This is a genomic window from Aquimarina brevivitae (assembly GCF_004216895.1).
Taxonomy (GTDB): domain Bacteria; phylum Bacteroidota; class Bacteroidia; order Flavobacteriales; family Flavobacteriaceae; genus Aquimarina; species Aquimarina brevivitae.
Map to the genome: position 1 here is coordinate 517,534 of NZ_SGXE01000002.1, position 23,748 is coordinate 541,281.

Annotated in this window: 23 protein-coding genes and 1 other RNA gene; 18 read left to right on the forward strand and 6 right to left on the reverse strand. The window is 34.0% G+C overall.

Features of this window, described 5'->3' with window-relative positions; genetic code table 11:
* Positions 1-2 precede the first annotated feature (2 nt).
* The 5 genes from EV197_RS10105 to EV197_RS10125 all read left to right on the forward strand — a co-directional run bounded on the left by EV197_RS10105 (position 3) and on the right by EV197_RS10125 (position 5,145).
* Positions 3-740 carry a LytR/AlgR family response regulator transcription factor gene (locus EV197_RS10105; RefSeq protein WP_130286635.1) on the forward strand — a complete coding sequence of 246 codons (738 nt, stop codon included), beginning with the start codon at positions 3-5 and terminating at the stop codon, positions 738-740.
* 405 nt (positions 741-1,145) lie between these two features.
* The gene (locus EV197_RS10110; protein ID WP_130286636.1) at positions 1,146-1,337 is read left to right on the forward strand and encodes a hypothetical protein; all 192 of its coding nucleotides are present in this window, start codon (positions 1,146-1,148) and stop codon (positions 1,335-1,337) included.
* An 86-nt stretch (positions 1,338-1,423) separates the two neighbouring features.
* Entirely contained in the window at positions 1,424-3,487 is a 2,064-nt protein-coding gene (locus tag EV197_RS10115; protein ID WP_130286637.1) for a tetratricopeptide repeat-containing sensor histidine kinase, read from the forward strand.
* Between the two features lie 180 nt (positions 3,488-3,667).
* Positions 3,668-4,339: a response regulator gene (locus EV197_RS10120; protein WP_130286638.1), complete on the forward strand. Its 672-nt coding sequence runs from the start codon at positions 3,668-3,670 to the stop codon at positions 4,337-4,339.
* A 128-nt stretch (positions 4,340-4,467) separates the two neighbouring features.
* Entirely contained in the window at positions 4,468-5,145 is a 678-nt protein-coding gene (locus EV197_RS10125; protein ID WP_130286639.1) for a TrmH family RNA methyltransferase, read from the forward strand.
* Here the strand turns inward: EV197_RS10125 and EV197_RS10130 are convergent.
* From EV197_RS10130 to EV197_RS10140, 3 genes are all read right to left on the reverse strand, one after another.
* Positions 5,142-5,894: a carboxypeptidase-like regulatory domain-containing protein gene (locus EV197_RS10130; RefSeq protein WP_130286640.1), complete on the reverse strand. Its 753-nt coding sequence runs from the start codon at positions 5,892-5,894 to the stop codon at positions 5,142-5,144. The two genes, EV197_RS10125 and EV197_RS10130, sit on opposite strands and share 4 nt — an antisense overlap.
* A gap of 68 nt (positions 5,895-5,962) precedes the next feature.
* On the reverse strand, positions 5,963-7,723 hold the full coding sequence (locus EV197_RS10135) for a DEAD/DEAH box helicase (RefSeq protein WP_130286641.1): 1,761 nt from the start codon (positions 7,721-7,723) through the stop codon (positions 5,963-5,965).
* Between the two features lie 168 nt (positions 7,724-7,891).
* On the reverse strand, positions 7,892-8,941 hold the full coding sequence (locus EV197_RS10140) for a glutaminyl-peptide cyclotransferase (RefSeq protein ID WP_130286642.1): 1,050 nt from the start codon (positions 8,939-8,941) through the stop codon (positions 7,892-7,894).
* An 89-nt stretch (positions 8,942-9,030) separates the two neighbouring features.
* Between EV197_RS10140 and ffs the strand changes: the two genes are divergently transcribed.
* The 3 genes from ffs (at position 9,031) to fsa (ending at position 10,794) form a co-directional block, all read left to right on the forward strand.
* Positions 9,031-9,129, forward strand: an RNA gene (gene ffs / locus EV197_RS10145) — signal recognition particle sRNA small type.
* Positions 9,130-9,238: 109 nt separating this feature from the next.
* A complete protein-coding gene (locus tag EV197_RS10150; RefSeq protein WP_130286643.1) occupies positions 9,239-10,054 on the forward strand; it encodes an SDR family oxidoreductase in 816 nt (271 codons plus the stop codon).
* A gap of 86 nt (positions 10,055-10,140) precedes the next feature.
* Complete coding sequence (fsa, locus tag EV197_RS10155; RefSeq protein ID WP_130286644.1) at positions 10,141-10,794, forward strand: fructose-6-phosphate aldolase; 654 nt, start codon at positions 10,141-10,143, stop codon at positions 10,792-10,794.
* A 38-nt stretch (positions 10,795-10,832) separates the two neighbouring features.
* Here fsa and EV197_RS10160 read toward each other — a convergent pair whose 3' ends face one another.
* Complete coding sequence (locus EV197_RS10160) at positions 10,833-12,317, reverse strand: TlpA family protein disulfide reductase (RefSeq protein ID WP_130286645.1); 1,485 nt, start codon at positions 12,315-12,317, stop codon at positions 10,833-10,835.
* Between the two features lie 161 nt (positions 12,318-12,478).
* Here EV197_RS10160 and EV197_RS10165 point away from each other — a divergent pair, with 161 nt between their 5' ends.
* Entirely contained in the window at positions 12,479-14,104 is a 1,626-nt protein-coding gene (locus EV197_RS10165; RefSeq protein WP_130286646.1) for an ABC-F family ATP-binding cassette domain-containing protein, read from the forward strand.
* A gap of 29 nt (positions 14,105-14,133) precedes the next feature.
* Here EV197_RS10165 and EV197_RS10170 read toward each other — a convergent pair whose 3' ends face one another.
* Positions 14,134-14,733, reverse strand: a complete 600-nt coding sequence (locus EV197_RS10170) for a TetR/AcrR family transcriptional regulator (RefSeq protein ID WP_130286647.1) — start codon at positions 14,731-14,733, stop codon at positions 14,134-14,136.
* 91 nt (positions 14,734-14,824) lie between these two features.
* Here EV197_RS10170 and EV197_RS10175 point away from each other — a divergent pair, with 91 nt between their 5' ends.
* From EV197_RS10175 to EV197_RS10210, 9 genes are all read left to right on the forward strand, one after another.
* Positions 14,825-16,387, forward strand: coding sequence for a GMC oxidoreductase (locus tag EV197_RS10175; protein ID WP_130286648.1), 1,563 nt, complete (start codon positions 14,825-14,827; stop codon positions 16,385-16,387).
* An 87-nt stretch (positions 16,388-16,474) separates the two neighbouring features.
* Complete coding sequence (locus EV197_RS10180; RefSeq protein ID WP_165389040.1) at positions 16,475-17,065, forward strand: RNA polymerase sigma-70 factor; 591 nt, start codon at positions 16,475-16,477, stop codon at positions 17,063-17,065.
* A 114-nt stretch (positions 17,066-17,179) separates the two neighbouring features.
* The gene (locus EV197_RS10185; RefSeq protein ID WP_130286650.1) at positions 17,180-17,611 is read left to right on the forward strand and encodes a lipocalin-like domain-containing protein; all 432 of its coding nucleotides are present in this window, start codon (positions 17,180-17,182) and stop codon (positions 17,609-17,611) included.
* A gap of 11 nt (positions 17,612-17,622) precedes the next feature.
* Entirely contained in the window at positions 17,623-17,793 is a 171-nt protein-coding gene (locus EV197_RS17055; RefSeq protein WP_165389041.1) for a hypothetical protein, read from the forward strand.
* 126 nt (positions 17,794-17,919) lie between these two features.
* Positions 17,920-18,357 carry a lipocalin-like domain-containing protein gene (locus tag EV197_RS10190; RefSeq protein ID WP_130286651.1) on the forward strand — a complete coding sequence of 146 codons (438 nt, stop codon included), beginning with the start codon at positions 17,920-17,922 and terminating at the stop codon, positions 18,355-18,357.
* Between the two features lie 89 nt (positions 18,358-18,446).
* Complete coding sequence (locus tag EV197_RS10195) at positions 18,447-18,980, forward strand: hypothetical protein (protein WP_130286652.1); 534 nt, start codon at positions 18,447-18,449, stop codon at positions 18,978-18,980.
* Between the two features lie 72 nt (positions 18,981-19,052).
* On the forward strand, positions 19,053-20,039 hold the full coding sequence (locus EV197_RS10200) for a FecR family protein (protein ID WP_130286653.1): 987 nt from the start codon (positions 19,053-19,055) through the stop codon (positions 20,037-20,039).
* A gap of 36 nt (positions 20,040-20,075) precedes the next feature.
* Entirely contained in the window at positions 20,076-22,667 is a 2,592-nt protein-coding gene (locus tag EV197_RS10205) for a TonB-dependent receptor domain-containing protein (protein ID WP_130286654.1), read from the forward strand.
* Between the two features lie 3 nt (positions 22,668-22,670).
* Positions 22,671-23,507 carry a DUF4249 family protein gene (locus EV197_RS10210; protein WP_130286655.1) on the forward strand — a complete coding sequence of 279 codons (837 nt, stop codon included), beginning with the start codon at positions 22,671-22,673 and terminating at the stop codon, positions 23,505-23,507.
* 27 nt (positions 23,508-23,534) lie between these two features.
* On the opposite strand, the gene EV197_RS10215 is transcribed toward EV197_RS10210, so the two are convergent.
* A complete protein-coding gene (locus tag EV197_RS10215; RefSeq protein WP_130286656.1) occupies positions 23,535-23,747 on the reverse strand; it encodes a hypothetical protein in 213 nt (70 codons plus the stop codon).
* Between the last annotated feature and the right edge of the window lies 1 nt (position 23,748).

A 23,748-nucleotide genomic window follows, 5' to 3' on the forward strand; every position in this document is an offset into this window, starting at 1 on the left:
AAATGAAATACCCCTACATTATTATAGATAACGATGAAAAATCGACATCATCCATTCAATTAGCATTAGAGGATCGAGCAGATTACATATGCACAGGTATCGCTAAAGATGAAGAGCATGCCATAGATCTTATTTTAGAAAGAAGGCCAAGATTGGTGTTCTTGGAACCAGAGGTAAATGGAAGTCAGCGTGCCAAAACCTTATATTCCATAATTAGTGAATTGCCGAAATACATCAATGAGTTGCCTCAATTTGTTGTGGTAACCAAAACAGCTGATTATGCGATTGAAGGGATACGAAATAATGTGTTAGATTATATCCTTAAACCTCTGTCTAAGAGTCATATGCTTAGGATGCTAATGCGTTTTGAGAAGAATATAGATCATACTGCAGATAACACCCTGTGCTTTAAATCGTATGGCGATTATCGCTTTGTTGATGTAGACGAAATCTTGTACCTTAAAGCGGATAATAACACTACTGATTTTATAATGAGTGATGGCTCCAAGGTAGAAGCTTTTAAAACCTTAAAGCATTTTCAAAATCTGCTACCGGATCATTTTGTACGTATACATAACAGTTATATCATCAATACCAATTATGTGTCGAGGATTCATTTTGGAAAAGCCAAATGCGAGATTAAGAACAGTACGGCTATGATCCCTTTCTCTAGATCCTATAAAAATAATGTAGAAGAAATTAAAGATAATTTAGCCAAGAAAAGTTTAATACAGATTTAAATTCTTGTGATAAAATTAAAAACCCTATTGCTATGTAAATAGGGTTTTTGTATTTTCCCAACCCAAGTTATTTACAAGGCCCCTGTGTTTTTAAATCAGTAGTTTTTTTCCTACAATAATTTACCTACTGATAGTAAATCACCCCATCTACCCGCATACGAATGCAATCTACTACTCCTATAGTGTCAGTTACTAAAGACACCTTAATATATTAGGCGCGAGGCCCTTATTGCTATACATTTGTAGTGTACAATTGAGGTAATAATCAGTGAAGTACAATAATAACAAGAAGAAATTCTTAACCGTTACGTAACGAAATTTATAAACATTGCCCCAACAAGTATGACCGACGGGTGATACGTGTTAACAAACTAAAAGACTAAAAAAACAAAAAAACAAAAGATTATGAAAACTATTAAATTACTTGCAGCAATACTATTCTTTAGCCCATTATTCATCGCTTGTGAAGCAGATTCAGTAGAAAATGAGGATGTAAGTTTAGAAATTATAGATGTATTTGGTAATGAGGATGAGAGTGATGATACTACCAGAGAATATGGTACAGAAGATGAAAGCGATGATACTGTAAGAGGTTAAGATATTAAGACATACTCATTATAAAAAGGAGCGATTAGCTCCTTTTTTATTGTTAAAAATGAGTATTTTTATTTAAAAGTTTAGAGATGTCATTAAGGTATATCTGTTGGAGGAAATTATTTGTTTTTGATTTTATATTGTTAATACTCTTCAGTTGTAACACTAACCAAACTGATGCAGATAATGCTATATTACAGAATGATAATTTCCAGTCATATCTAATAATAGGAAAAGATTCTAACTATGATAAGGAAACAAGATATAATGCGCTTGACAAAGCCTATAAATCTCTGAATACATTTGATAATGATTCGTTAAAAGTGAGAAGCCTATCTAAATTGGCTCTAGCCTTTAATGCAATTGGAGAAGAAGAACATTACGAAAAACTCAACAGAAAGTCTTTAAAGCTATCTGAAGAAATAAATGATTCTTTGGGAATGGCAAGAGCATATGACAATTTAGGGGTTTATTATCGTAAAAAGAAATTAGATAGTGCTTACCAATTTTATTATAAGGCCGATGGTATTTATCAAAAGTTAGAAAAAAGTCAAAAATATCAAAAAGACAGTTTGGCATTTGAACATGGAAGAGTGCTTATTGATTTAGCAAAAATTTCAAGAACAGTAAAAGATTATAGTGAAAGTGATGACCTGACTATAAGAGCTATACAAAAGTTTGAACAATCAGGAAATGAACGATATATTCCAATGTGTTATACTTCTTTAGGAATTATAGCTAAATATATGGGTAGGTTTGAAGAGTCTATTGACTATCATAAAAGAGCTATTGAATCTGCTAAAAATACTGATAAAGAAAAGCAATATGCGGTCACTGGGTTTAATAATATTGGTACTGTTTACAAAACGATAGGTCAATTTGACAAAGCTAAAGATTACTATAAAAAGGGGTTAGAATATCAAGATTATCTTTTGGAAAAACCCAAAACTAAAGCAAGGTTATTAGATAACTTAGCATATGTAAAATTTTTGGAAAATTCGGAAGATAAAGATGTAGTTGATATTTTACTTAATTCCTTAAAGATAAGAGAGGAAAATAACGATGTTTTTGGTATTGGAACAAACACATTACATCTCGCGGAGTATTATCATAAGAAAGGTCAGGATAGCTTGGCAAAAATGTATGCAATAAGAGCTAAGAATGCCTCTGAGAATATAAATAACAACGAAGAACTTTTAAGTTCTTACAAATTGCTAACAGAAGTTTCGGATAGTAAGGAGGGCTTGGAGTATGCAAGGAGTTATATTAAACTCAATGATAGTATAGTTAATGACGAGCGCACTTTTAGGGATAAATTTGCTCGTATAAAATTCGAGACCGACGAATTAGAGCAAGAAAAAGCGGAGATTAGTAAAGAAAATGAGTTTTTGGTCATTGCTGTACTAGGATTAACTGCCTTATTTTTATTAGTCTATATCATCTTCCGCCAGCAGCAGAGTAATAAAGAATTATTATTTGCACAGGCACAGCAGGAGTCAAACGAGGAGATCTACCGTCTGCTATTGAATCAACAAGTGAAATTAGAGGAGGGGCGGCAGTTGGAGCAGCAACGAATGTCCGAGGAGTTGCATGATGGGGTGCTAGGTCGATTATTTGGAGTGCGATTAAGCTTGGATGGTATCAATCAGCGGGCTAACGATGGATTTACCGAGGCACGCAATAAATATATCGAAGAGCTCAAATCAATAGAAAAGGAAATACGCCTGATCTCTCACGATTTAGGTACAGACACCCTTACCCCAGATGTAGCGTATATTGATGTGGTCGAAAGCTTAATTAGTGATTTATGCCACGCCCACAAAATGGAATTTGAATTTAGTAATGATGAAAATATCGATTGGGAAGAAGTAGAGGATCAAAAAAAGGTAAACCTGTTGCGAATTTTACAGGAATCGCTTCAAAATATATTTAAACACGCTAATGCTACAGAGGTAAAAATTAGTTTCGGCTATGAAGACGGTAAAATAAACCTTACCATATTAGACAACGGTGTCGGATTTAAAAGCACTAAAGTAAAACGCGGTATTGGTCTCAAAAATATTACCAACCGTGTACGACAGATGAGTGGAGTGGTAGATTTTATCAGTAATCAGGGGGATGGCACCAAGGTAGACGTAAGTGTGCCGATGTAAATAATGCTATTTTGCATCCGTATAAATTAGGCTACTTGTAGATCAGGATAAAAAAAGTTTGTATTTTAGTAGCGAAGGAGACTTTTATTTTACTTTTAAAGACTCCACGTATTACTGTTTTTGTTGGTTGATGTTCGGTGAAATAATTAAACAACTGACAACTTAAATAATTTAGTATACATGAAAAAAAAGCTTAAAGTATTGATGATAGATGATCACCCCATGATCATCGAGGGATATAAAAATACGTTATTAGGTGAGAATCAAAATGAATATCAGATCAAGATCGATATTGCTTCCAATTGCGACGAAGCTTATGATTTAATTTTAAGTAGCGCTAAGGGTAATGCATATGATATGCTCTTTATTGATATAAAGCTTCCGCCATCGTCTGATGGTACTATAACCTCTGGAGAGGATTTAGCGAAGCACGCTAAAGAATTACTACCTAAAGCAAAGATTATTATTTTGACGATGCATAGAGAGGATCACCGTATCCACAATATTTTAAAGAATATTAATCCTTCTGGTTTTTTAATTAAAAGTGATTTGACCTCCAGTGAGCTCTTACAAGCTTTTAATAATATAGTAAATGGTACACCATACTATAGTGCTACGGTAAATAACCACTTCCGTAAAATGATGAATAACAATTTTTCTTTAGATGAGAAAAATTTAAAAATATTATACCACTTATCCCGTGGGGTAAAGACTAAAAACTTACCTAATTTTGTAAGTCTTTCTTTAAGTGCTATTGAAAAGCGAAAGAACCAAATTAAAGAAATGTTCTCTATACCAAAGGCAGATGATCAAAAACTTTTAGAAGAGGCAAGGAAAAGAGGTTTCGTATAAAAAAGACTTAACATTACTTGTATAATTTTTAAAAACCGTCATCTTGTGACGGTTTTTTAATATCAACTGGCGCTTTGCTGTTTCGAAAATAATTTTAGTTATAGCGCATTTATGATACATAAAATAGTATGATAGATTTAGAGCTATTAGCATATTTAGAAGCGTGTATGACAGACAGGCGAAAAGAACTCTATAAAAGCGTTTTAAAGGAGCGAACAAATCATTTTACAGTAGCTATTGAAGATGTATATCAATTGCATAATACCAGTGCAGTGATTCGGAGCTGTGATGTTTTTGGTATTCAAAATGTACACGTAATTGAAGAGATAAATGCCAAGCGTATTGATCGAGAAATTGCTATGGGAGCTCAGAAATGGGTGGATATTAACCGGCATGCTACGACAAAGGTGTGTATCAAAACATTACGCAATAAAGGATATCAAATCATTGCTACCACACCGCATAACGACTCCGTAACGCTTGCTGATTTTGATGTTAGTAAACCTGCTGCTTTTTTCTTTGGACAAGAACAAAAAGGATTGAGCGATCAGGTTTTTGATCAAGCTGATGGTTTGATTCATATACCTATGGTGGGTTTTACGGAAAGCTTAAATATTTCGGTTTCGGCAGCGATTATTTTGCAATCTGTTACCAGTAAGCTAAAAAGAAGTGAAATTGCCTGGCAATTATCAGAAGAAGAAGTGTTAGCTAAACGATTGGATTGGGTGAAAAAAAGTGTCAAAAGCTATGACCAGGTAGTAGCTCGTTTTTACACGTTGCAACAGCAAAAGCAAAATAAGGATTAGTCACGTTCTAATACGCGATACTCTTCATAGCACTCGCTAATCGCATCTAAAATTTGAAGGTCATTGGCAAATTTTATAAAATCCGCGGAGTAATTACAATTTCTTAGAATTTCATCGATATCCAAGCGTTCTACTTGCAATAAAGCAGTAAGCGTTGCTCTGTCAAATTTATTTTCCAATAGATTGCGAATTTCATCGTCTTTTTTCATTTTTCGGAGTTTTTTGAGCTCCTTTGATCGTTTTGAAAAAATACTATACAAAAAATCTGCGGGATTAAATATAGCACCCAGTACCTTGTTGACCGCACCGGGTTGCTTACTTCCTCCTTCATATCCTGAATTGAGTCCAGAAATACTGTACCTGTAATTGTTGTAAACAGGAATACGCTTAGCATCAATTTCTAAATATCCGGTAAGTTGAACATCTGCTAGTACCACCTCTTCTAAGGCGATACCTAGTTCTGTCATTTTAATTTTTACAGCACCGAATTTGATCCAGTCATTAGTAACACGGACCTTAAGTGGTTTAAAACCAATATATGAAAAGTAAAGCGTGTCATTAACTTCAGCCTGTACCGTAAACTCCCCATCGGGTTTGGTTACCGTTCCTATTACTTGACTAAGGTTAATGACATGGACATTTTGTAGCACCCTATCGTCCGCAGCATTTAAAACGGTACCCGAAACACTGTTCTGAGCCGTTGCATAAAGCGTACATAAGGTGAAAATGAATAAAAGTTTACTCTTCATATATACTATAGACGTTCTTTTAGCGAAAATATGACATAAAAATCAAGCCAAACTTATAATAGTGTTAATTATTTTCGATCACTACGTTTTCTGCTATCTCTTTTTCGTCCACTTTTTTGCTTTCCAGCATTGTCATTTTTTCTCTTTCCGCTGAACCTTTCTTCTTTACCAAAGTTTTTTCTTTTTCTTCCGCCGCCTTTTCTTTTTCCGCCTCTTCCTGCTCCTCTGGAATCTTTGGATACTTCAACATTAATCTTTCTTCCTTGCATCTGAAAATCTCCAAATACAGCAAGTACTTTGTCTACGTGCTCCTCATCAGTGTTAAAAAACGAAAAGTTTTGCTTTACATCCACTCGGCTTACGGCGTCTTGTCCTAATTCCAATACTTCTTTAAGGAAGTCCTTTAATGACATCCAATCAAAACCATCTTTTTCTCCTACATTAATAAAGTATCTCGTTGAACCAGCTCCTGAGCCAGAGAAAGTATCTCGACCGTTATCGCCTCCAGTTACATTCAAATCTTTCGATTTTTTGTAGTAATTATGGAATCGACTAAATTCTACTGTGAAGAATTTTTTAATCAATTCTTCTTTGGTAAAATCTTCTAACACTTCATTAATGGAAGGTAGATAGGCATCAATCTCGTGATTTATTTCTGATTTTTTAATATCATTAGCCAAATGAAATAACTGAATTTGACATATTTCCTCACCACCAGGTATTTCTTTCTTTTCAAAACTTTTTTTGATAATACGTTCTATATTGCGAATTTTTCGTTCCTCACTTTTAGATACGATTACCATAGATACTCCGCTTTTTCCTGCTCTACCTGTTCTACCACTTCTATGGGTATAGGTTTCTATTTCGTCTGGTAACTGATAATTGATTACGTGGGTTACATCATCTACGTCAATACCTCTTGCAGCTACATCTGTAGCTACTAGCATTTGTATTTGGTTATTTCTAAAACTTTTCATCACCAAATCTCTTTGGTTTTGACTTAAGTCTCCGTGTAAAGCAGCAGCATTATACCCATCTACAATTAGGTTTTCGGCAACCTTTTGAGTATCTCTTTTTGTTCTACAAAAGATAACAGAAAATATATCAGGATTGGCATCAGCTAATCGTTTTAATGCCAGGTAACGATCTCTGTGGTTGACTACGTAGTACTCATGAGATACATTTTTTGATCCTGTGTTTTTATGCCCTACTGTTATTTCAACAGGTTTATTCATAAAACGCTTAGCGATTTCTGACACTTCTTTGGGCATAGTGGCAGAAAATAACCAAGTATGTTTTGATTTTGGAGTATGGGATAAAATGGTTTTGATATCCTCATAGAACCCCATATTCAGCATTTCGTCAGCTTCGTCTAGGATGCAATATCCAATATTAGAAATGTCAACTAATTTTCTGTTGATCATATCTTGCATTCGGCCTGGAGTGGCCACAACAATCTGTGATCCTTTTTTAATTTGTTTAGCTTGATCGGTAATACTAGCACCTCCATAAATAGCTGTAACATTTAGCTGAGGAATGAATTTAGCGTAGTTTTTTAACTCATTTGTTATTTGCAAACAGAGTTCTCTGGTAGGAGAGAGGATTAATCCCTGGGTTATCTTACTATCGGCATTGGTTTTTTCGATAAGAGGAAAACCGAACGCTGCGGTTTTTCCAGTTCCTGTTTGTGCAAGTGCAACCATATCGGTTTCTTCATTTAACAAAACAGGGATGGCCTTTTCTTGTACATCACTAGGGGTTTCGAACCCCATTTCCTTTACTGCTTTAAGAATTTCTTCGCCAAGGCCTAGCGCTTCAAATTTGTTCATATAATTTCAAATAAGCGGCAAAGGTACGCTTTATTATTCTTTCCTTAACAAATAATCAGGATATTATTTTCTCTACAGTTGAGAACTATTTTCTTAAACCTAAGCGAGTTATAATATTGAATTCGACAAGGTATGATCAAAATGGTTCAACTAATAACGTACCATAAGCTACTCTACCAATTCGATTTCAAAAAGTTTACTCCAATTCTTTCCGGTTACATAGAGTTTACCGGTGTTATTATTATAGGCAATACCGTTTAATACATCAAGATCAGGATGTTGTTTGACTTGGTTCCTTAAGCCTGCTAAGTTGATGACCGCCTCCAACGCGCCATTTTTTGGATTTATAATGGCGATACCGTCTTTTTGCCAGGTGTTAGCGTAAATCTTTCCATTTACCCATTCCAATTCGTTAAAACGAGTTTTTACACTTTTATTAGTAGTGATTTGGATATACTCTATTTCTTTTAAGGTCTTGGGATCCAAAATCCATATTTTTTCAGTACCGTCGCTCTTGTAAATTTTTTGTCCATCATTACATAATCCCCAACCTTCTTTACTTTGGTTGTAATCAAAGCTTCCTGTTTTTTCTAAATCCTTGAGGTTGTAAATAAATCCTTTCTTGGCTAACCAGGTAAGTTGATAGATTTTATCATTAATGATGGTGATCCCTTCTGCAAAGTAATCCTGAGCAATTTCTTTTTTTACCAAAACTTCTCCAGTCTGGTAATCGGTTTTTCGCAGGGATGACAACCCGTTCTTTCCAGTACTTTCATATAAGGTGTCTTGATGAAACTCCAATCCCTGGGTAAATGCATTCCTATCGTGTGGATAAGTTTCAATGATTTTATAAGAATATAATTTAGGTGCCTTATCATTGATAAAAAGTAATTTCTTAGAAACCGTATCTATATTACCCTGATAAAAGACCTGTGCTTTAATGTAGTGATTACCCAGTTTCTCGTCATCCAACTTTTCTGTAAAACTCAAAGTTGTCGTTCCTTTTGTTTTTTTAGCCTGTAATGTATAGGTCACCGAATCTATGGGGATGTTTTCTAAGCTAATAATAGAAGCCGTTATTTCATCTCCAAGTTTATAAATACCTTTTTCATTATTCATTTTTATGGTGAAAAGCGTTTTTTTCTTTTCGGGATTACTTCCGCAAGAAAAGTTCAATACAGCTAAAAAGGTGACTAATAATATTTTACGAAAACACATGAGTTCTACTTAATTTTGAAGCAAGATATTTATTTTAATCGGGTTTAAAAAATCATTGTTTTATAGTAGAAAGATTGTATATTTGCACCCGGCAAGTCCTACACAACCAGCTCCTGTCGAATCCTCCAGGGCGGGAACGCAGCAAAGGTAGACGGTTGTAGCGGTGTGATGTAGGTAGCTTGCCTTTTTTTGTGCGCTATATTGAAATCTTTTTCTTCAAAAGTATACCTTAAAGTCACTATTTCTTTTTTATCTAAAATTAATAGTATTATTGCACAAAACTAATCTTCTTCATATATGAAAACCAACGCCAAAGTAGTTTTAATAACCGGCGGTTCATCAGGAATTGGAAAGTCAATTGCCGCCTATTTATCCAAAAATGGATATGTGGTTTATGGAACCAGTAGGAATCCTGAAAAATATGCCTCCATAACTGATTTCAAATTATTACAACTGGATGTGGGTGATAAAGCAACTATTAAAAGTGCTGTTGATCAAATCGTAGCTCAAGAAGGACGTTTAGATGTTTTGATTAACAATGCAGGCGCTGGAATTACTGGGCCCATTGAAGAAATCCCTGAAGAAGAGATACAACGCAATTTCGTAACGAACTATTTTGGACCTATAAACGTGATCAAAAATGTATTGCCGGTAATGCGAATGCAGCAAAGTGGTCTTATTATAAATATTACCTCTATTGCGGGGTATATGGGGTTGCCCTATCGCGGAATATACTCAGCTTCTAAAGCAGCTTTGGAGATTACTACTGAGGCCTGGCGAATGGAACTGAAGTCTTTTAATATTGAAATGACGAACGTAGCCCCTGGAGATTTTGCAACAAATATAGCAGCAGGCCGCTATCACGCTCCTGTAATAGAAGGTTCGCCCTATGAACAGCCGTATGGAAAAACATTGCAGTTAATGGATGCGCATGTGGATGATGGTAGTGACCCTCTTCAAATGGCTAAAGCGATACAATCCATAATTATCAAACAAAAACCCAAAGTACATTATAAGGTAGGTGCATTTATGCAAAAATTTTCTGTGGTGTTAAAGCGACTCTTGCCGGATAAGACCTATGAAAAATTGTTGATGAATCATTATAAGTTGTAATTTAATATTCATAAAATAAGAAACAAAGCCATTGATTATTTATATCTTCGTGGCCAAATAATTGTAATATTTTAAATCAACATCAGATGAAATTTTTTATAGATACAGCCAATCTCGATCAGATCAAAGAAGCTCAAGATTTAGGAGTACTAGATGGAGTAACTACCAATCCGTCGTTGATGGCTAAGGAAGGCATCACAGGAAGAGAAAACATAATCAATCACTATAAAAAAATATGTGATATCGTTACCGGTGATGTAAGTGCAGAGGTTATTGCTACAGATTTTGAAGGTATCATCAAAGAAGGAGAAGAATTAGCGGCATTACACGATCAGATTATTGTTAAGGTTCCTATGATTAAGGAAGGGGTTAAAGCAATTAAATATTTTAGTGATAAGGGTATCAAAACCAATTGTACCTTAGTTTTTTCAGCAGGGCAGGCTTTATTAGCAGCTAAAGCTGGAGCAACATATGTTTCACCATTTATTGGAAGGTTGGATGATATTTCTACTGATGGTCTAAACCTAATTGCTGAAATACGATTGATTTATGATAACTACGGATTTGAAACCGAAATTTTAGCAGCTTCCGTAAGACATACAATGCACGTATTGGAATGTGCTAAAATAGGAGCTGATGTGATGACTGGACCGTTGTCTTCTATCGAAGGATTATTAAAACATCCATTAACGGACATTGGTTTAGCTAAATTTTTAGAAGACTATAAAAAAGGAAACTAAATTAGGGTACTCCTTTTATTGAAATACAATAATTTATTTTAAGGTAAAGCTGCAGTCAATTGAGTTGCAGCTTTTTCTTTTGAGTTTTTGTAGTTTCTCAGGGTATTAATGAGTTGAGTTTCAAAAATAGGAGAGAACAGGTTGGCGTGAGCGTCTATAATATAACCGCTCTCATCGATTAAAACTACCTTTTCTTTGTTATAGATTACGAATTCTTCTGTAGCGCATTTAGGGTGCTTAAACTCATATTCGGTAAGGGGGTTGTAGTTGTAACGCTTGATCATTCCCTGCCAATTTTTTGTTTCTTCATCATTAATATTTACCGCAATAAAATCAATCTGTGGATAGAGTTTACTGTAGTAAAGCGCAGTTTTATGCGCTTTGATAGAATGATTGATATCATCTAAAGACCAAAAATAAAGCGCAGTTACAGGTTTGTTTAATAGAGATATAAGGTTGATTTCCTCTCCATCTGAGGTGATAAGCGCTTGATTAGGCACTTTACTACCTGGTTTTAGCTTATTGGTAGCGTTAGCCAGTTTAATCATATCCTTCTGTGAAGGTTCATTAGAACTGACTTTAAGATAATAATTAAGTACTTCTTCAGAATATTCTTCGTTTCTGCTATCTAATAAAAAACGTGCGGTGATGCCACGCTGCATATTGTTTTTGATATAAGGCTCAGTAACTACACTATCCACCAGCTGCAATTTATAATTGGTATTACCCACCGGATCTTGATAAAAACTTTTACCCTTGGCGTGGTTAACATAGGCTGCATTAGTGAAGTAATGATTTAAAAATCGATTATAGGAATACAACCTTTTTAAATCTGTATCATTAAAATCAATCTGCTTTCGGTAATCAAAAAAAGTGGAGGGTAAATCTTTTATTTCAGTCAGATCTGTAATTCCATAATGCCTGTAATGATAGAGTTCATAACGGGCGTAATAATCATATTCAAAGCTTGCTTTTAATATTTTTTGTGAAAACTCACTAAGCTTAATTTTTTTATTTAATCGTTTAAATTCCTTCAAACGAATTTTATATAGCGAATCCTGTTGTTTTATAAATGCTTGAGGATCCATTCGAAAACCAGATTGCTGCAATTGATTGCGCTCTTCTTCATTCTGTAAGAATGATTCAATCAAAAAGTTGTTTTTCTTTGCTCCATCTCCTGTAAAAACTAGGGATTCGTCAAATTCAAAGGTGTTTAATCGTAATAATAAACTGTCACCTTTTTCAATTAGTAAGAGCTGGTTTTCTGGATTGTGTTTAAAAGAATAAACACCATTCTCTATATCTTTTGTTTTGTATAAAAAACGATTGTTTGTATCTAATTTTACCGTATCCCCGATTCCTCTTTCCGAAAAAAGAATTATATAATCAGCATTAGGGTTGACTACTTCGCCACCAATATAGGTATACTCACGCTTTGGAGTGTCATTTGATCCAATACATCCAAAACAAAAAATAAGGGGTGTAATAAATAGAAATAAAAGCTTCAGGGGACTTTTGAACATTAATAATTTACTTTACTGACTGACAGTCAAAAATAGCGGTATTGTACTGTTACTGATGTTAATGAATAGTTAATTGTATAATTCAGGAGGAATGTTTCCGGTTATGAAACGATTTTTCTACTTTTGCCGCAAAAATAATATATAACTATTTAATATAACTTATGTTATCAGTTTCTAATTTATCAGTTCAGTTCGGAAAGCGCGTACTTTTTGACGAAGTTAATACCACCTTTACTCAAGGTAATTGTTATGGTATTATTGGCGCTAATGGAGCAGGGAAATCTACTTTTCTTAAGATTTTATCAGGAGCGATTGAACCAACTTCAGGTCATGTAAATCTAGAGCCTGGAAAACGCATGTCGGTATTAGAACAAAACCATTATGCTTATGATGAGTATAATGTGCTTGAAACCGTAATAATGGGTAACAAACCTTTATATAAAATCAAAACCGAGATCGATGCATTATATGCAGACTATTCTGATGAAAATGCAGAGAAGATTGGCGAGCTACAAGTACAGTTTGAAGAAATGAATGGTTGGAATGCGGATAGTGATGCAGCAGCCATGTTATCTAATTTAGGGATCAAGGAGGAGCTTCATTTTACGAAAATGGCAGATCTAGATACCAAGCAAAGAGTACGTGTGTTATTGGCTCAATGTTTATTTGGTAGCCCTGACGTGCTGATTATGGATGAGCCAACCAACGACCTGGATTATGAAACTATTTCTTGGTTAGAGGATTTCTTGGCTAATTATGAAAATACCGTAATTGTGGTATCTCACGATAGACACTTTTTAGATGCAGTTTGTACGCACATATCCGATATTGATTTTGGAAAAATCAATAATTATAGTGGTAACTATACGTTTTGGTATGAATCGTCTCAATTGGCAGCCAGACAGCGAGCTCAGCAAAATAAGAAAGCAGAAGAAAAGAAAAAGGAGTTACAAGAGTTTATTGCTCGTTTTAGTGCAAATGTTGCTAAGTCTAAACAGGCAACCTCTCGTAAAAAGATGATCGATAAGCTTAATATTGAAGAAATTAAGCCCTCTAGTCGTAGATATCCTGCTATTATTTTTGAAAGAGATAGAGAAGCCGGAGATCAAATTTTGAATATTGACGGATTAGCTGCAAGTTTAGAAGGAGAAACGCTGTTTAAAGATGTAGATGTTAATTTAGCTAAGGGAGATAAGGTTGTAGTTTTCTCAAAAGATTCGAGAGCTACAACGGCATTTTATCAAATTCTTAATGAAAAACAACAACCAGATGCTGGCAAATTTTCTTGGGGGGTAACGACTTCACAATCCTATCTACCAGCGGATAACAGTGAGTATTTTCAAAGTGATCTAACCCTTGTAGATTGGCTTCGACAGTGGGCTACTACTGAGGAAGAACGCGAAGAGGTGTATATCAGAGGTTTTTTAGGTAAAATGATATTCAGTGGAGAGGAAGCTCTTAAAAAATGTAACGTATTGTCAGGTGGAGAAAAAGTACGTTGTATGCTTTCTAAAATGATGATGACGCGAGCCAATGTATTGATGTTGGATGAACCTACGAACCACTTAGATCTGGAATCTATTACTGCGTTCAATAATTCATTGAAAAATTTCAAAGGAACAGTATTGTTTACTACTCACGATCACGAGTTTGCTCAAACTGTAGGTAATAGAGTGATCGAACTTACACCAAATGGTGTAATAGACCGTTATGCAACCTTTGATGAATATATGAATGATCCAAAAGTTAAAGAATTACGAGATAAAATGTATGCGGTAACCGCTTAATAAAAAATCCTGCTCTATGCAGGATTTTTTTATGCTTTTAAACCTTCTAGTTTTAGATACATATATTCCTTTATCATTTCTCCTAAAACGATATCTGTATTATTAAAAAAGTGATGATCGGTTATCAGTTGACGTATAAAATATTCATCTAATTTACAGAGTAGGTCTACAGAGATTGGTTTGAATTGTTTGTTTTGAATCTCTGTGGTATAAAATACCTTTAAATCGTTAAGTAGTATCATTAAAAATTCTTCGATAATTTGCCAGGCCGTTGGAAAATGGATCTTTAATTGATTGAGGTAAAAAGGGGAGATATCCTGAGCTCCTTTAACCAATACATCAACTAAGTTTTCATATTGATTGCGGTAATCTTTGGTGTTCTTATGTAATGCTTTTCTATAGGTTTTTAAACTATCAATTCTTACTTGAGTAATGTATTCAAAGATTTCTTCTTTTGAGGTAAAATATTGATAAACGGTTGATTTACTTTTATTGAAAAGGGAGGAGAGATCGTCTATGGTCAACGAACCTAATTCTGTATGTACCAATTTGGGTAGAATGGCTTGTGTCCACTGCTCTACCTTTTGGCTCTTTACTTTTCTCTTTTTTTCAATTGCTTTTCTCCCCATAAATTTAAATCTTCAAATATCGAACTAAAATTTATGTTTTAGTTTGATTTTGTTGTATTTTTTCAATTTAAATATAAAAGTTGATAAGTTAATGACTTCAGAAGAAATATACGATTATGTAATTATTGGTAGTGGATTTGGTGGGTCTGTTAGTGCGTTGCGTTTGGCAGAAAAAGGCTATAAAGTTTTAGTTATTGAAAAAGGTAAATGGTATAAGCCTAAAGATTTTCCAAAATCGAATTGGAATTTGAAGCGATGGTTATGGGTTCCTTTTTTACGTTGGTTTGGAATAATGAAAATGTCTTTTTTTAGACATATCGTGGTGATTTCTGGTACCGGGGTAGGAGGAGGATCGTTAGTCTATGGCAATACGTTACCTGTCCCCAAATCTGAATTTTTCACTACAGGATCCTGGAGTAAGCTTGACAATTGGGAAAAAGTGCTTAAACCCTATTACAAAATAGCAAGTAAGATGCTGGGTGCTACAAAAAACCCAAAACTCTTTGAAGGGGATGTAGCTTTAAAAAAAATTTCAGAAAAACTTGGGCTTCAGCAACAGTTTGACGCTACAGATGTCGCTATATACTTTGGAGAATCTGGTAAAACTACTAAGGATCCTTATTTTAAGGGTGAAGGTCCAGACCGAACAGGGTGCACATTTTGTGGAGCTTGCATGACCGGTTGTAGGGTAGGAGCAAAGAATACATTGGATAAAAATTATCTTTACTTAGCACAGCAATTAGGTGTCACCGTTTTGGCAGAGCAAGAAGTATTTGATGTAAATTCTTTAACCGATGATTCCTATCGTATACATTATAAAGACTCGACAAAAGTTTTTAAAAGCAAAAACACTGTTATGGCTAAAGGAGTAATTTTTGCAGGTGGTGTGTTAGGAACAATAAAGCTTTTACTTAAATTGAAAAATACGTCCTTACCCAATCTTTCTGAGCGATTGGGGCAGGATATAAGAACAAATAACGAAAGTTTGATAAGCGTTACGACAAAGGATACATCAAAGGATTTATCAAAAGGAGTGGCCATAGGTTCCATTTTGCATACGGATAAAAATAGTCATTTAGAAGTAGTTCGGTATGCAAAGGGCTCAGGTTTTTGGCGATTATCACATCTTCCCTTTGTTCACGGTAATAATACACTAATCCGAATCGCAAAAATGATACGCAATATTATTAGGGATCCTTTTTCTTATTTTAGAGCATATACGGTAAAGGATTGGGGTAAAAGTACGGCGATCTTACTTTTCATGCAATCGATAAATACTACATTGCAGTTTAGTCGTAATAAATTGGGAGTAATGAATACCAACCTGTCTGAGGGTAGTAAGCCTTCTGCCTTTATACCAGAGTCTATGCGCTTGGCAAAACAATATGCAAGTCAAATCAATGGAAAAGAAACAGTATTTGGACTAGAGCCATTGGCAGGTATTCCATCCACTGCACACATTCTTGGGGGAGCACCGATGGGAGCTACAAAAGAGGAAGGTGTTATAGATAAAAATAATAAGGTTTTTGGATACCCTAATATGTACATCTGTGATGGATCAATGATTTCAGCAAATCCTGGAGTAAATCCATCCCTATCAATAACAGCTATTACCGAATATGCTATGAGTAAAATACCAACTAAAACAAAGTAGGTTTCCAAATGTTATAAATATTATGCTATTGAAACATAATTAGTATCTTGCGCGCAGAAAGGGAATGTATAATATTAATGTTTGATCGTGAATTCTACCGTAAGCGACCAACTTATTCTAAACCAACTTAAGGAGGGAAAAAGTAGCGCCTTTGAAGCTGTATTTAGGCAGTATTTCAAAGTGTTAGTAGTATATGCCAAAAACTACACCAAAGACCTGGACGCCGCCCAGGATATAGCACAGGAGGTGTTTGCTAACCTTTATGAAAAAAGAAATTCTTTAACTATACATACTTCTCTTAAAGCTTTTTTATATGCCTCAGTACGTAATCGTTGTTTGGACCAACTAAAATCTCACCAAATTCAGGCGCGACATAAAGAAATGATAAAGCACACTTCTTCAGAAATCGACGATGATACAGAGCTTATCTATAAAACAGAGTTGCAAGAAAAGATTTACCTGGCTATAGCTAAACTTCCTGAGCAGAATCAAAAAATATTTAGAATGAGTCGGCTCGATGGAAAAAGCAATCAAGAGATTGCAGATGAGCTAAAATTAAGTAAAAGAACGGTAGAAACACACATAAGTAATGCCTTAAAAACTATAAAATCGCTAATTTTTATAGCTTCTATAGTTCTGATAATCATATCTATAAAAACTTTTTTTAAAAAATTTTAATTTTTAGTTACGTGTTTAAGTGATCCTGTTCGTCATACTAATGAACAACAGGAAGAATTTTTAGTGCTTGTTGTTTTTAAACATATAATAACCTAAAAATTAAAAATTTTAATCATGAAAAAACTCACTTTTACACTCCTCTTGGCAATCACAGCTACATTATTTTCTTGTCAAACCGATGATGATGCTACACCACAAGATCCAATTATGGGGAATTGGCAATTAAAAAGCGAATCGGCAAACGGTATAATCATTGGCGATGATGACTGTCGTATGCAATCTACTATTACATTTTCAGCTGATAAATACAATTATGAAGATTTTGATGAAAATGAAAATGGAAATTGTATTAAAGCTTCAGGAGCAGGAGTATGGAAATATTTTGGTGATGGAGTTTATGGAATTGCGGATAGTGAAGAAGAAGGATTTGACTCAGATGAGTTTTTTACCCCCATATTTGATGGCGATGAAATGACCATTCGACTTGAATTCAATACAGGAGAGGACTTTCAGTTTATTTATGAAGTAGTTTACGTAAGATCATAAAGTCGAAGCACATGAATTCATTTCCAGATTACTTATTAGATAAATTAATGACGGAATATCAACTGGGCAAAACTACAACGGAAGAGTCCCTGTTTATTGAAGATTGGATCTCTCAAATGCAAGCAAACATTTCGATTTGCGAAAATGTAAAACAATTATGGGTACACGGAATACTTTTGTAGCCTACTAATCATCTAATTAATATTTAAAAAATAATAACGATAAAATGAAATGGCAACACGTCTTTTCAAAGAGGATGTTTTGTCTGAGAATTAACTTAAAATAGAACTATAAAACAATTTAGCATCATGAAAAAAATCACTTTTACACTACTCCTTTCATTCACAGCAATTTTATTTTCTTGTCAGAACGATGATGATAACTATGATCCTATTGTCGGAAAATGGCAATTAGAAACAGAGTATATTAATAATACACCAATACCTTTTGAGGATTGTGAAGATGAACTAACAGTTTATTTTCGATCAAATCAAAATTTGGAGATTACATACTATGAATTTGAGTTTGGACAAGAAACTTGTATTGAAGAAGTTGAGTTTGCTAAGTGGAAACCTGTAGCAGATGGATTCTATCAAGTAATTTATGTTGATGAGGAAACAGGGGAAGAAGATCTTGAAGCAGAATCTTTTAAGCCCCAATTTCAAAATAACACCATGATTATCGAATTTGAGGATTCTTTTGATTCGCAAACTATATCATACAGGCAAGTATTTAAAAGAATATAATCTTAACTATTGTAATCAATTTAACAGGAAATTTCAACATTTAAAAATAGCGAGCGAACTGCGCTTAGCATACTTAAACATAAATCAAAATGAAAAATTTAATTATAGTTACATTACTTATTTTATCCATTTCAGCTTCGGCACAAGATACCGAGGTGTACGGAACTTTAAATAGAAACAAACACGAAATTAGACTTGATGCCTCTGAACTCATTATATTTCCTGCCTTGGAGCTTAATTACGAATATGTTATTAGTAAATACTCAGGAGCTGGAATTGGTTTAAGCTATAGTTTTGATGATGGGTACAGTGAATATCAGAAATTTTCAATACATCCTTATTACAGACAATATTTTTTCAATAAAAAAGATTTTGGAGCTCGCGGTTTGTTTGTTGAAGGATTGTTAAAAATTGCAGGTGGAGAGGATTCTAGGTCTAGTATGGAAATAGAAGAAGACTGGTTTAATGTTGGTGCCGGTCTTGTCGTAGGACAAAAATGGGTAAGTGAAAATGGATTCGTTTTTGAAATACACTTTGGAGGAGGACGATATTTTGATGAAAATGAGGATAGAGGACAAGGCTTCTTAAGAGGTGGTATATTAATAGGTTATCGTTTGTTTTAATATTAAATTCAAAGAGATTTATTATGTAATTTTTAATTATTATTTATTTTAGCTCATTTTAAAACGCATTTTATGCAGCTGCAACCAGAGGAACATATATTTCAATTATTGCTACGCTTTATCGAAGACGATCTTAGTCCAGAAGAAAGTAAGCAAGTGTTGCAGTGGATCAATGCTTCTGAAGAAAATACAACGTATTTTGAAGAGCTAAAACAAACCTATCAAAACGCTGAAGAAATTGAAGATTTTGACAAAATCGACGTAGACCGTCAATGGGAGGTTTTTAGTCAAAACAACTTAAATCAGTCTCAACAAACAAAATCTTCAATTTCTTTTTATATCAAAATTGCTGCTGCAATAGTTGTGCTATTAGGAATAGGGTTTTTGTTACCGACTCAATTTAATAATGAAGTAACACTTATCGCTGGTCCTGATCAAAAGACAGAATTTTTATTACCAGATAATTCTAAGATTTGGCTTAATAAAGGAAGTGAACTTACTTATTCGAAATCTGATTTTAACCAAACCGAACGACAAGTAACTCTAAAGGGAGAAGCTTTTTTTGAAGTAAAAAAAGATGTACTTAAACCTTTTGTGGTACATACCAATCAAACCAAAACAAAAGTTTTGGGTACTTCTTTTAATCTTAAAAGTGATAGTAGCACTGGAGTTACTGAGCTCATGCTGTTAACAGGAAGTGTATCGTTTAGTAGTGATTCGGATAGTGTGATATTAGTCCCTGGGGAGAAGGCTAAATTTGTAAAAGGAAAAAAAATACAAAAAACAACCAGCTACAATTTGAATATTCCTGCTTGGAAATCAGGTGTTTTAATGTTTGATCAAACACCATTAGCTCAGGTTTTGACAGATCTTGAGACCTTCTATGATAAAAAAATTACGATTCAAAATAAACAACTTGAAAAATGTAAACTAACCTCTACTTTTGATAATCAGTCTTTAAATAGTGTTTTAGAAGAGCTTGTATTACTCTTTAACTTCACTATAGCTGAACCATCTCCAGAAGTCATACAGCTTCAGGACGGCAGTTGCCTTCATTAATTACATTCATAATATTTTATTTAAAGTCATTTTTCAGTGCAAATTAAAATCCTGCGTTCCCTATTTTTAGTATTTTTCTTTTTAAGTGCATTTTTGTCTTACGGGCAGGAATCCATTCTTGATAAAAAAATTGATTTCTCAGAAAATGATGTCACTTTAAATGATATTATTCATAAACTTGAAAAAAAACTGAATGTAACTTTTAGTTATGCTAATGATTTAATAAATCTTGACAAAAGGTTTTCGATACAAGTTACAGACCAACTTGTATCAGAAGTGCTTCGACGGTTATTCCCTTCAGATGCTTTTAAATTTAGATCCATAGGAAATAAGATTGTCATTTACAAACGCCCCGTTCGTTACACCATCAGTGGTTATATCACAGAGTTTGGTACTGGAGAACACCTGTCTGACGTGTCCGTTTATATACCAGAACTTCAAACTGGTATTACTACAAATACTTATGGCTTTTATTCCATTTCACTGCCTCAGGCAAATCATCAGGTTTATATTTCTTTATTAGGATATGAAACTATGACCAAGCAAGTAAATTTAAATCAAGATCTTAATCTTAATATAGAGCTTGTTCCAATAGTAGAATATTTGGATGAAGTAATTGTTAATGTCTCAGGAGAAGATGGTGTGAGTGAAATTACGCAGATGAGTTTTAACAACATGAAAAACTCCTATTTTCAGGATGTACCTGTTTTATTAGGAGAAAAAGATGTTATAAAAACGCTCCAATTGCTTCCCGGTGTGAAATCAGGTAATGATGGGAGTGCTGGGTTTTACGTAAGGGGAGGAGCTCCAGATCAAAATTTAATTATTCTGGATGAATCTATTGTCTACAACTCCAATCATTTATTCGGCTTTTTTTCCATCTTTAATGGCGACGCCATTAAATCCGTTGATATTTATAAGGGCGGTTTTCCTGCGCGATATGGAGGTAGATTGTCTTCAGTGATTCAAATTGATACCAAAGATGGGAATAAGGAACAATTAGAGGGTAAGATTAACGTAGGACTGATCACGTCTTCATTTACCTTAGAAGGGCCTTTAAAAAAAGAAAAGACTTCGTTTTTGATTAGTGGTCGAAGAACGTATGCAGATTTACTTTCGCTACCCTTCCAAGCTGATAGTGATAATAGAGTTTTATATCACTTTTCTGATCTTAATTTTAAACTTCATCATATTATTGATCAAAAAAATAAGCTATTTTGGAGTAATTATTATGGTATTGACAAATTTTCCATTGAAGAGAACCTAGATGAATTGGAAGGTGAAAACCAAGCATTAATTTCTTGGGGAAATATTACCTCAACCTTGCGTTGGAATCACCAATTTACCAATAAACTATTTGCTAATACCTCCTTAATTTTTAGTAATTACGTTTTTAAGTCTTCGAATGAGGATAATTTTGAAGAGGATCCTTATTACTACGAAAATAGAACAGGAATTAACGATTATGGAATAAAGCTAGATTTTGATTATTATCCAACTCCTGATCATACGGTAAAATTTGGGTTAGCTTCAACCTATCACGATTTTACGCCTAAACGCACAGAGTTTACAGATATTGATAATCAAAATCAAATTTTTGTACAAAAAATTAGATCATTAGAAAGTGCTTTATATGTAGAGGATGATTGGCAATTAACTAATAAACTTAGTATTTATCCAGGGTTGCGATTGAGTCATTTTCAGTTTAAATCTTCGGGATATTTTAGACCAGAATTGCGAATGGCTACAGCATATAAATTCAATTCAACTACAGCAATAAAGTTTTCTTATGTCAAAATGAATCAATTTATACATCGTTTATCTAATACCGGACTAGGGTTGCCTACCGACTTATGGGTTTCTTCCACGGATCAATATGATCCGCAGTCTTCGCAACAGGTTGCTTTAGGGTTTGCTAAAGATTTTAATCAAAATATGTATTCATTTACCGTGGAAACCTATTACAAGAAAATGAATGACTTACTAGAATATAAAGAAGGGGTCTCCTACATAAATGTTAATGAATTAGAAAATAGCGAACAAGTAGATTTTACAGAAGACCTTACTTCTGGCCAGGGATGGGCCTATGGAATTGAACTGTTACTTCGTAAACGAAAGGGACCATTAACCGGTTGGCTTGGCTATACCTTATCCTGGTCAGAACGACAGTTTGCAGAGTTGAATGCCGGTAAACGCTTTAGAGATCGATATGATCGCCGGCATGATATTTCATTAGTAGGCGTCTATAAACCATCCGAAAAAATAACATTGTCTGGTTCCTGGGTGTTTTCTTCGGGGATTAATTTTAATGTTCCTCAGTATATTGGAATACCGCCTAATGACAACTTACCTATAATAGATTTGTTTCCAGGAGATTCTTATGAATTTAGTTCACAAAAGAATAATTTTAAAGGTGAGGACCATCATAGACTTGACTTAGGAATTCAGTTTCACAAAAAGAAGAAAAATAGAGAGCGAACGTGGGGATTTTCATTTTATAATGTCTATGCCAGAAAAAACCCTTTTTTCTATGCCGTTTCAGAAGATGAAGATCAAGGAAGAAAAACTCTTCAAAAGCTTTCGATCTTTCAATTTATACCTTCATTTAACTATTCACTAAAGTTTTAGCGCATGAAAAAATATATTTTCATATCATTATTTTGCAATGCTATTTTATTTTTTGGCTGCGAGCCAGTAACAAATTCTGATATTGAATTTGACCCAGAACCATTGACGTTAATTAATGGGTTTATTTCTCCAGAAAATGATATTATTAGCATTGAGGTTTTTAGAACGGCATCAATATTTGATCAACAAGAACCATTGCGGGAAGATTTGGTAATATCAAATGCTATAGTTACGTTAACTAATGAAAACCAAGAAACTATTATATTACCTTTCAATGAGTTAGAGTTACATTATGAGATCAGCAGTAATGATTTTAGTGTAGAGCCTGGGAAACAATATGATCTTAAAGTAATTGTAGGTCAAAATGAATATTTAGCCACTACTTTAGTTCCAGAAAATACTATTGAGAGTATTAGCGCAGAGAAAATAACAGTAGATAATTCTGCAGAGGTTCAGTTTACTTATTTAAAAGTAGAGTTTAGAGATATCCCAAATATTAGAAACACTTATATAGTAGGTGCAGAAACTTTTGACGGTTTTAGTACTAGAGAAGTCTTTTTTGAAGATAATAAGTTTATTACCGATACTAATTTGAATAATGATTTACTTTCAGTAACTTCTTTTTTACCTAGTATAAGCAATAATGATTTAGAAGTTGAAGTGGTTATCCTTAACATGCAGCCAATTGTTTTTCAGTTAATCAGGGCGCTAGAATTTAACGATTTTAATAATGGAGATCCATTCTCTCAACCCATAGTGCCTCCAAATAATATTGAAGGTGATGGTGGTTATGGAGTATTTGGAAGCTATAGAGTAACTACTGAAACCTTTCGATTATAAAATCATAATGATGTAAAAGATAAACTTTTAGTTATCCTTACCCTGCATAAAAAAATGGCGATATACTAAAAAGGCACCATATGCTATAAAAATGATCATAAACCAAGACCGAAAAGTCCAGGTTTCTTCTTTTTGATATTGATTAAACAATCGAAGACATCCAAAAATAACAAGTGAAATTCCTATGAGTAAATCCCAGGTTTTACGTTGTTTATCATTTGAATCATTGGATGGTCGCATA

Bases quoted from the DNA above. Each gene is read 5' to 3' on its own strand.
- EV197_RS10105 (WP_130286635.1), top strand. From the start codon at position 3: ATGAAATACCCCTACATTATTATAGATAACGATGAAAAATCGACATCA.
- EV197_RS10110 (WP_130286636.1), top strand. From the start codon at position 1,146: ATGAAAACTATTAAATTACTTGCAGCAATACTATTCTTTAGCCCATTA.
- EV197_RS10115 (WP_130286637.1), top strand. From the start codon at position 1,424: ATGTCATTAAGGTATATCTGTTGGAGGAAATTATTTGTTTTTGATTTT.
- EV197_RS10120 (WP_130286638.1), top strand. From the start codon at position 3,668: ATGAAAAAAAAGCTTAAAGTATTGATGATAGATGATCACCCCATGATC.
- EV197_RS10125 (WP_130286639.1), top strand. From the start codon at position 4,468: ATGATAGATTTAGAGCTATTAGCATATTTAGAAGCGTGTATGACAGAC.
- EV197_RS10130 (WP_130286640.1), bottom strand. From the start codon at position 5,894: ATGAAGAGTAAACTTTTATTCATTTTCACCTTATGTACGCTTTATGCA.
- EV197_RS10135 (WP_130286641.1), bottom strand. From the start codon at position 7,723: ATGAACAAATTTGAAGCGCTAGGCCTTGGCGAAGAAATTCTTAAAGCA.
- EV197_RS10140 (WP_130286642.1), bottom strand. From the start codon at position 8,941: ATGTGTTTTCGTAAAATATTATTAGTCACCTTTTTAGCTGTATTGAAC.
- EV197_RS10150 (WP_130286643.1), top strand. From the start codon at position 9,239: ATGAAAACCAACGCCAAAGTAGTTTTAATAACCGGCGGTTCATCAGGA.
- fsa (WP_130286644.1), top strand. From the start codon at position 10,141: ATGAAATTTTTTATAGATACAGCCAATCTCGATCAGATCAAAGAAGCT.
- EV197_RS10160 (WP_130286645.1), bottom strand. From the start codon at position 12,317: ATGTTCAAAAGTCCCCTGAAGCTTTTATTTCTATTTATTACACCCCTT.
- EV197_RS10165 (WP_130286646.1), top strand. From the start codon at position 12,479: ATGTTATCAGTTTCTAATTTATCAGTTCAGTTCGGAAAGCGCGTACTT.
- EV197_RS10170 (WP_130286647.1), bottom strand. From the start codon at position 14,733: ATGGGGAGAAAAGCAATTGAAAAAAAGAGAAAAGTAAAGAGCCAAAAG.
- EV197_RS10175 (WP_130286648.1), top strand. From the start codon at position 14,825: ATGACTTCAGAAGAAATATACGATTATGTAATTATTGGTAGTGGATTT.
- EV197_RS10185 (WP_130286650.1), top strand. From the start codon at position 17,180: ATGAAAAAACTCACTTTTACACTCCTCTTGGCAATCACAGCTACATTA.
- EV197_RS17055 (WP_165389041.1), top strand. From the start codon at position 17,623: ATGAATTCATTTCCAGATTACTTATTAGATAAATTAATGACGGAATAT.
- EV197_RS10190 (WP_130286651.1), top strand. From the start codon at position 17,920: ATGAAAAAAATCACTTTTACACTACTCCTTTCATTCACAGCAATTTTA.
- EV197_RS10195 (WP_130286652.1), top strand. From the start codon at position 18,447: ATGAAAAATTTAATTATAGTTACATTACTTATTTTATCCATTTCAGCT.
- EV197_RS10200 (WP_130286653.1), top strand. From the start codon at position 19,053: ATGCAGCTGCAACCAGAGGAACATATATTTCAATTATTGCTACGCTTT.
- EV197_RS10210 (WP_130286655.1), top strand. From the start codon at position 22,671: ATGAAAAAATATATTTTCATATCATTATTTTGCAATGCTATTTTATTT.
- EV197_RS10215 (WP_130286656.1), bottom strand. From the start codon at position 23,747: ATGCGACCATCCAATGATTCAAATGATAAACAACGTAAAACCTGGGAT.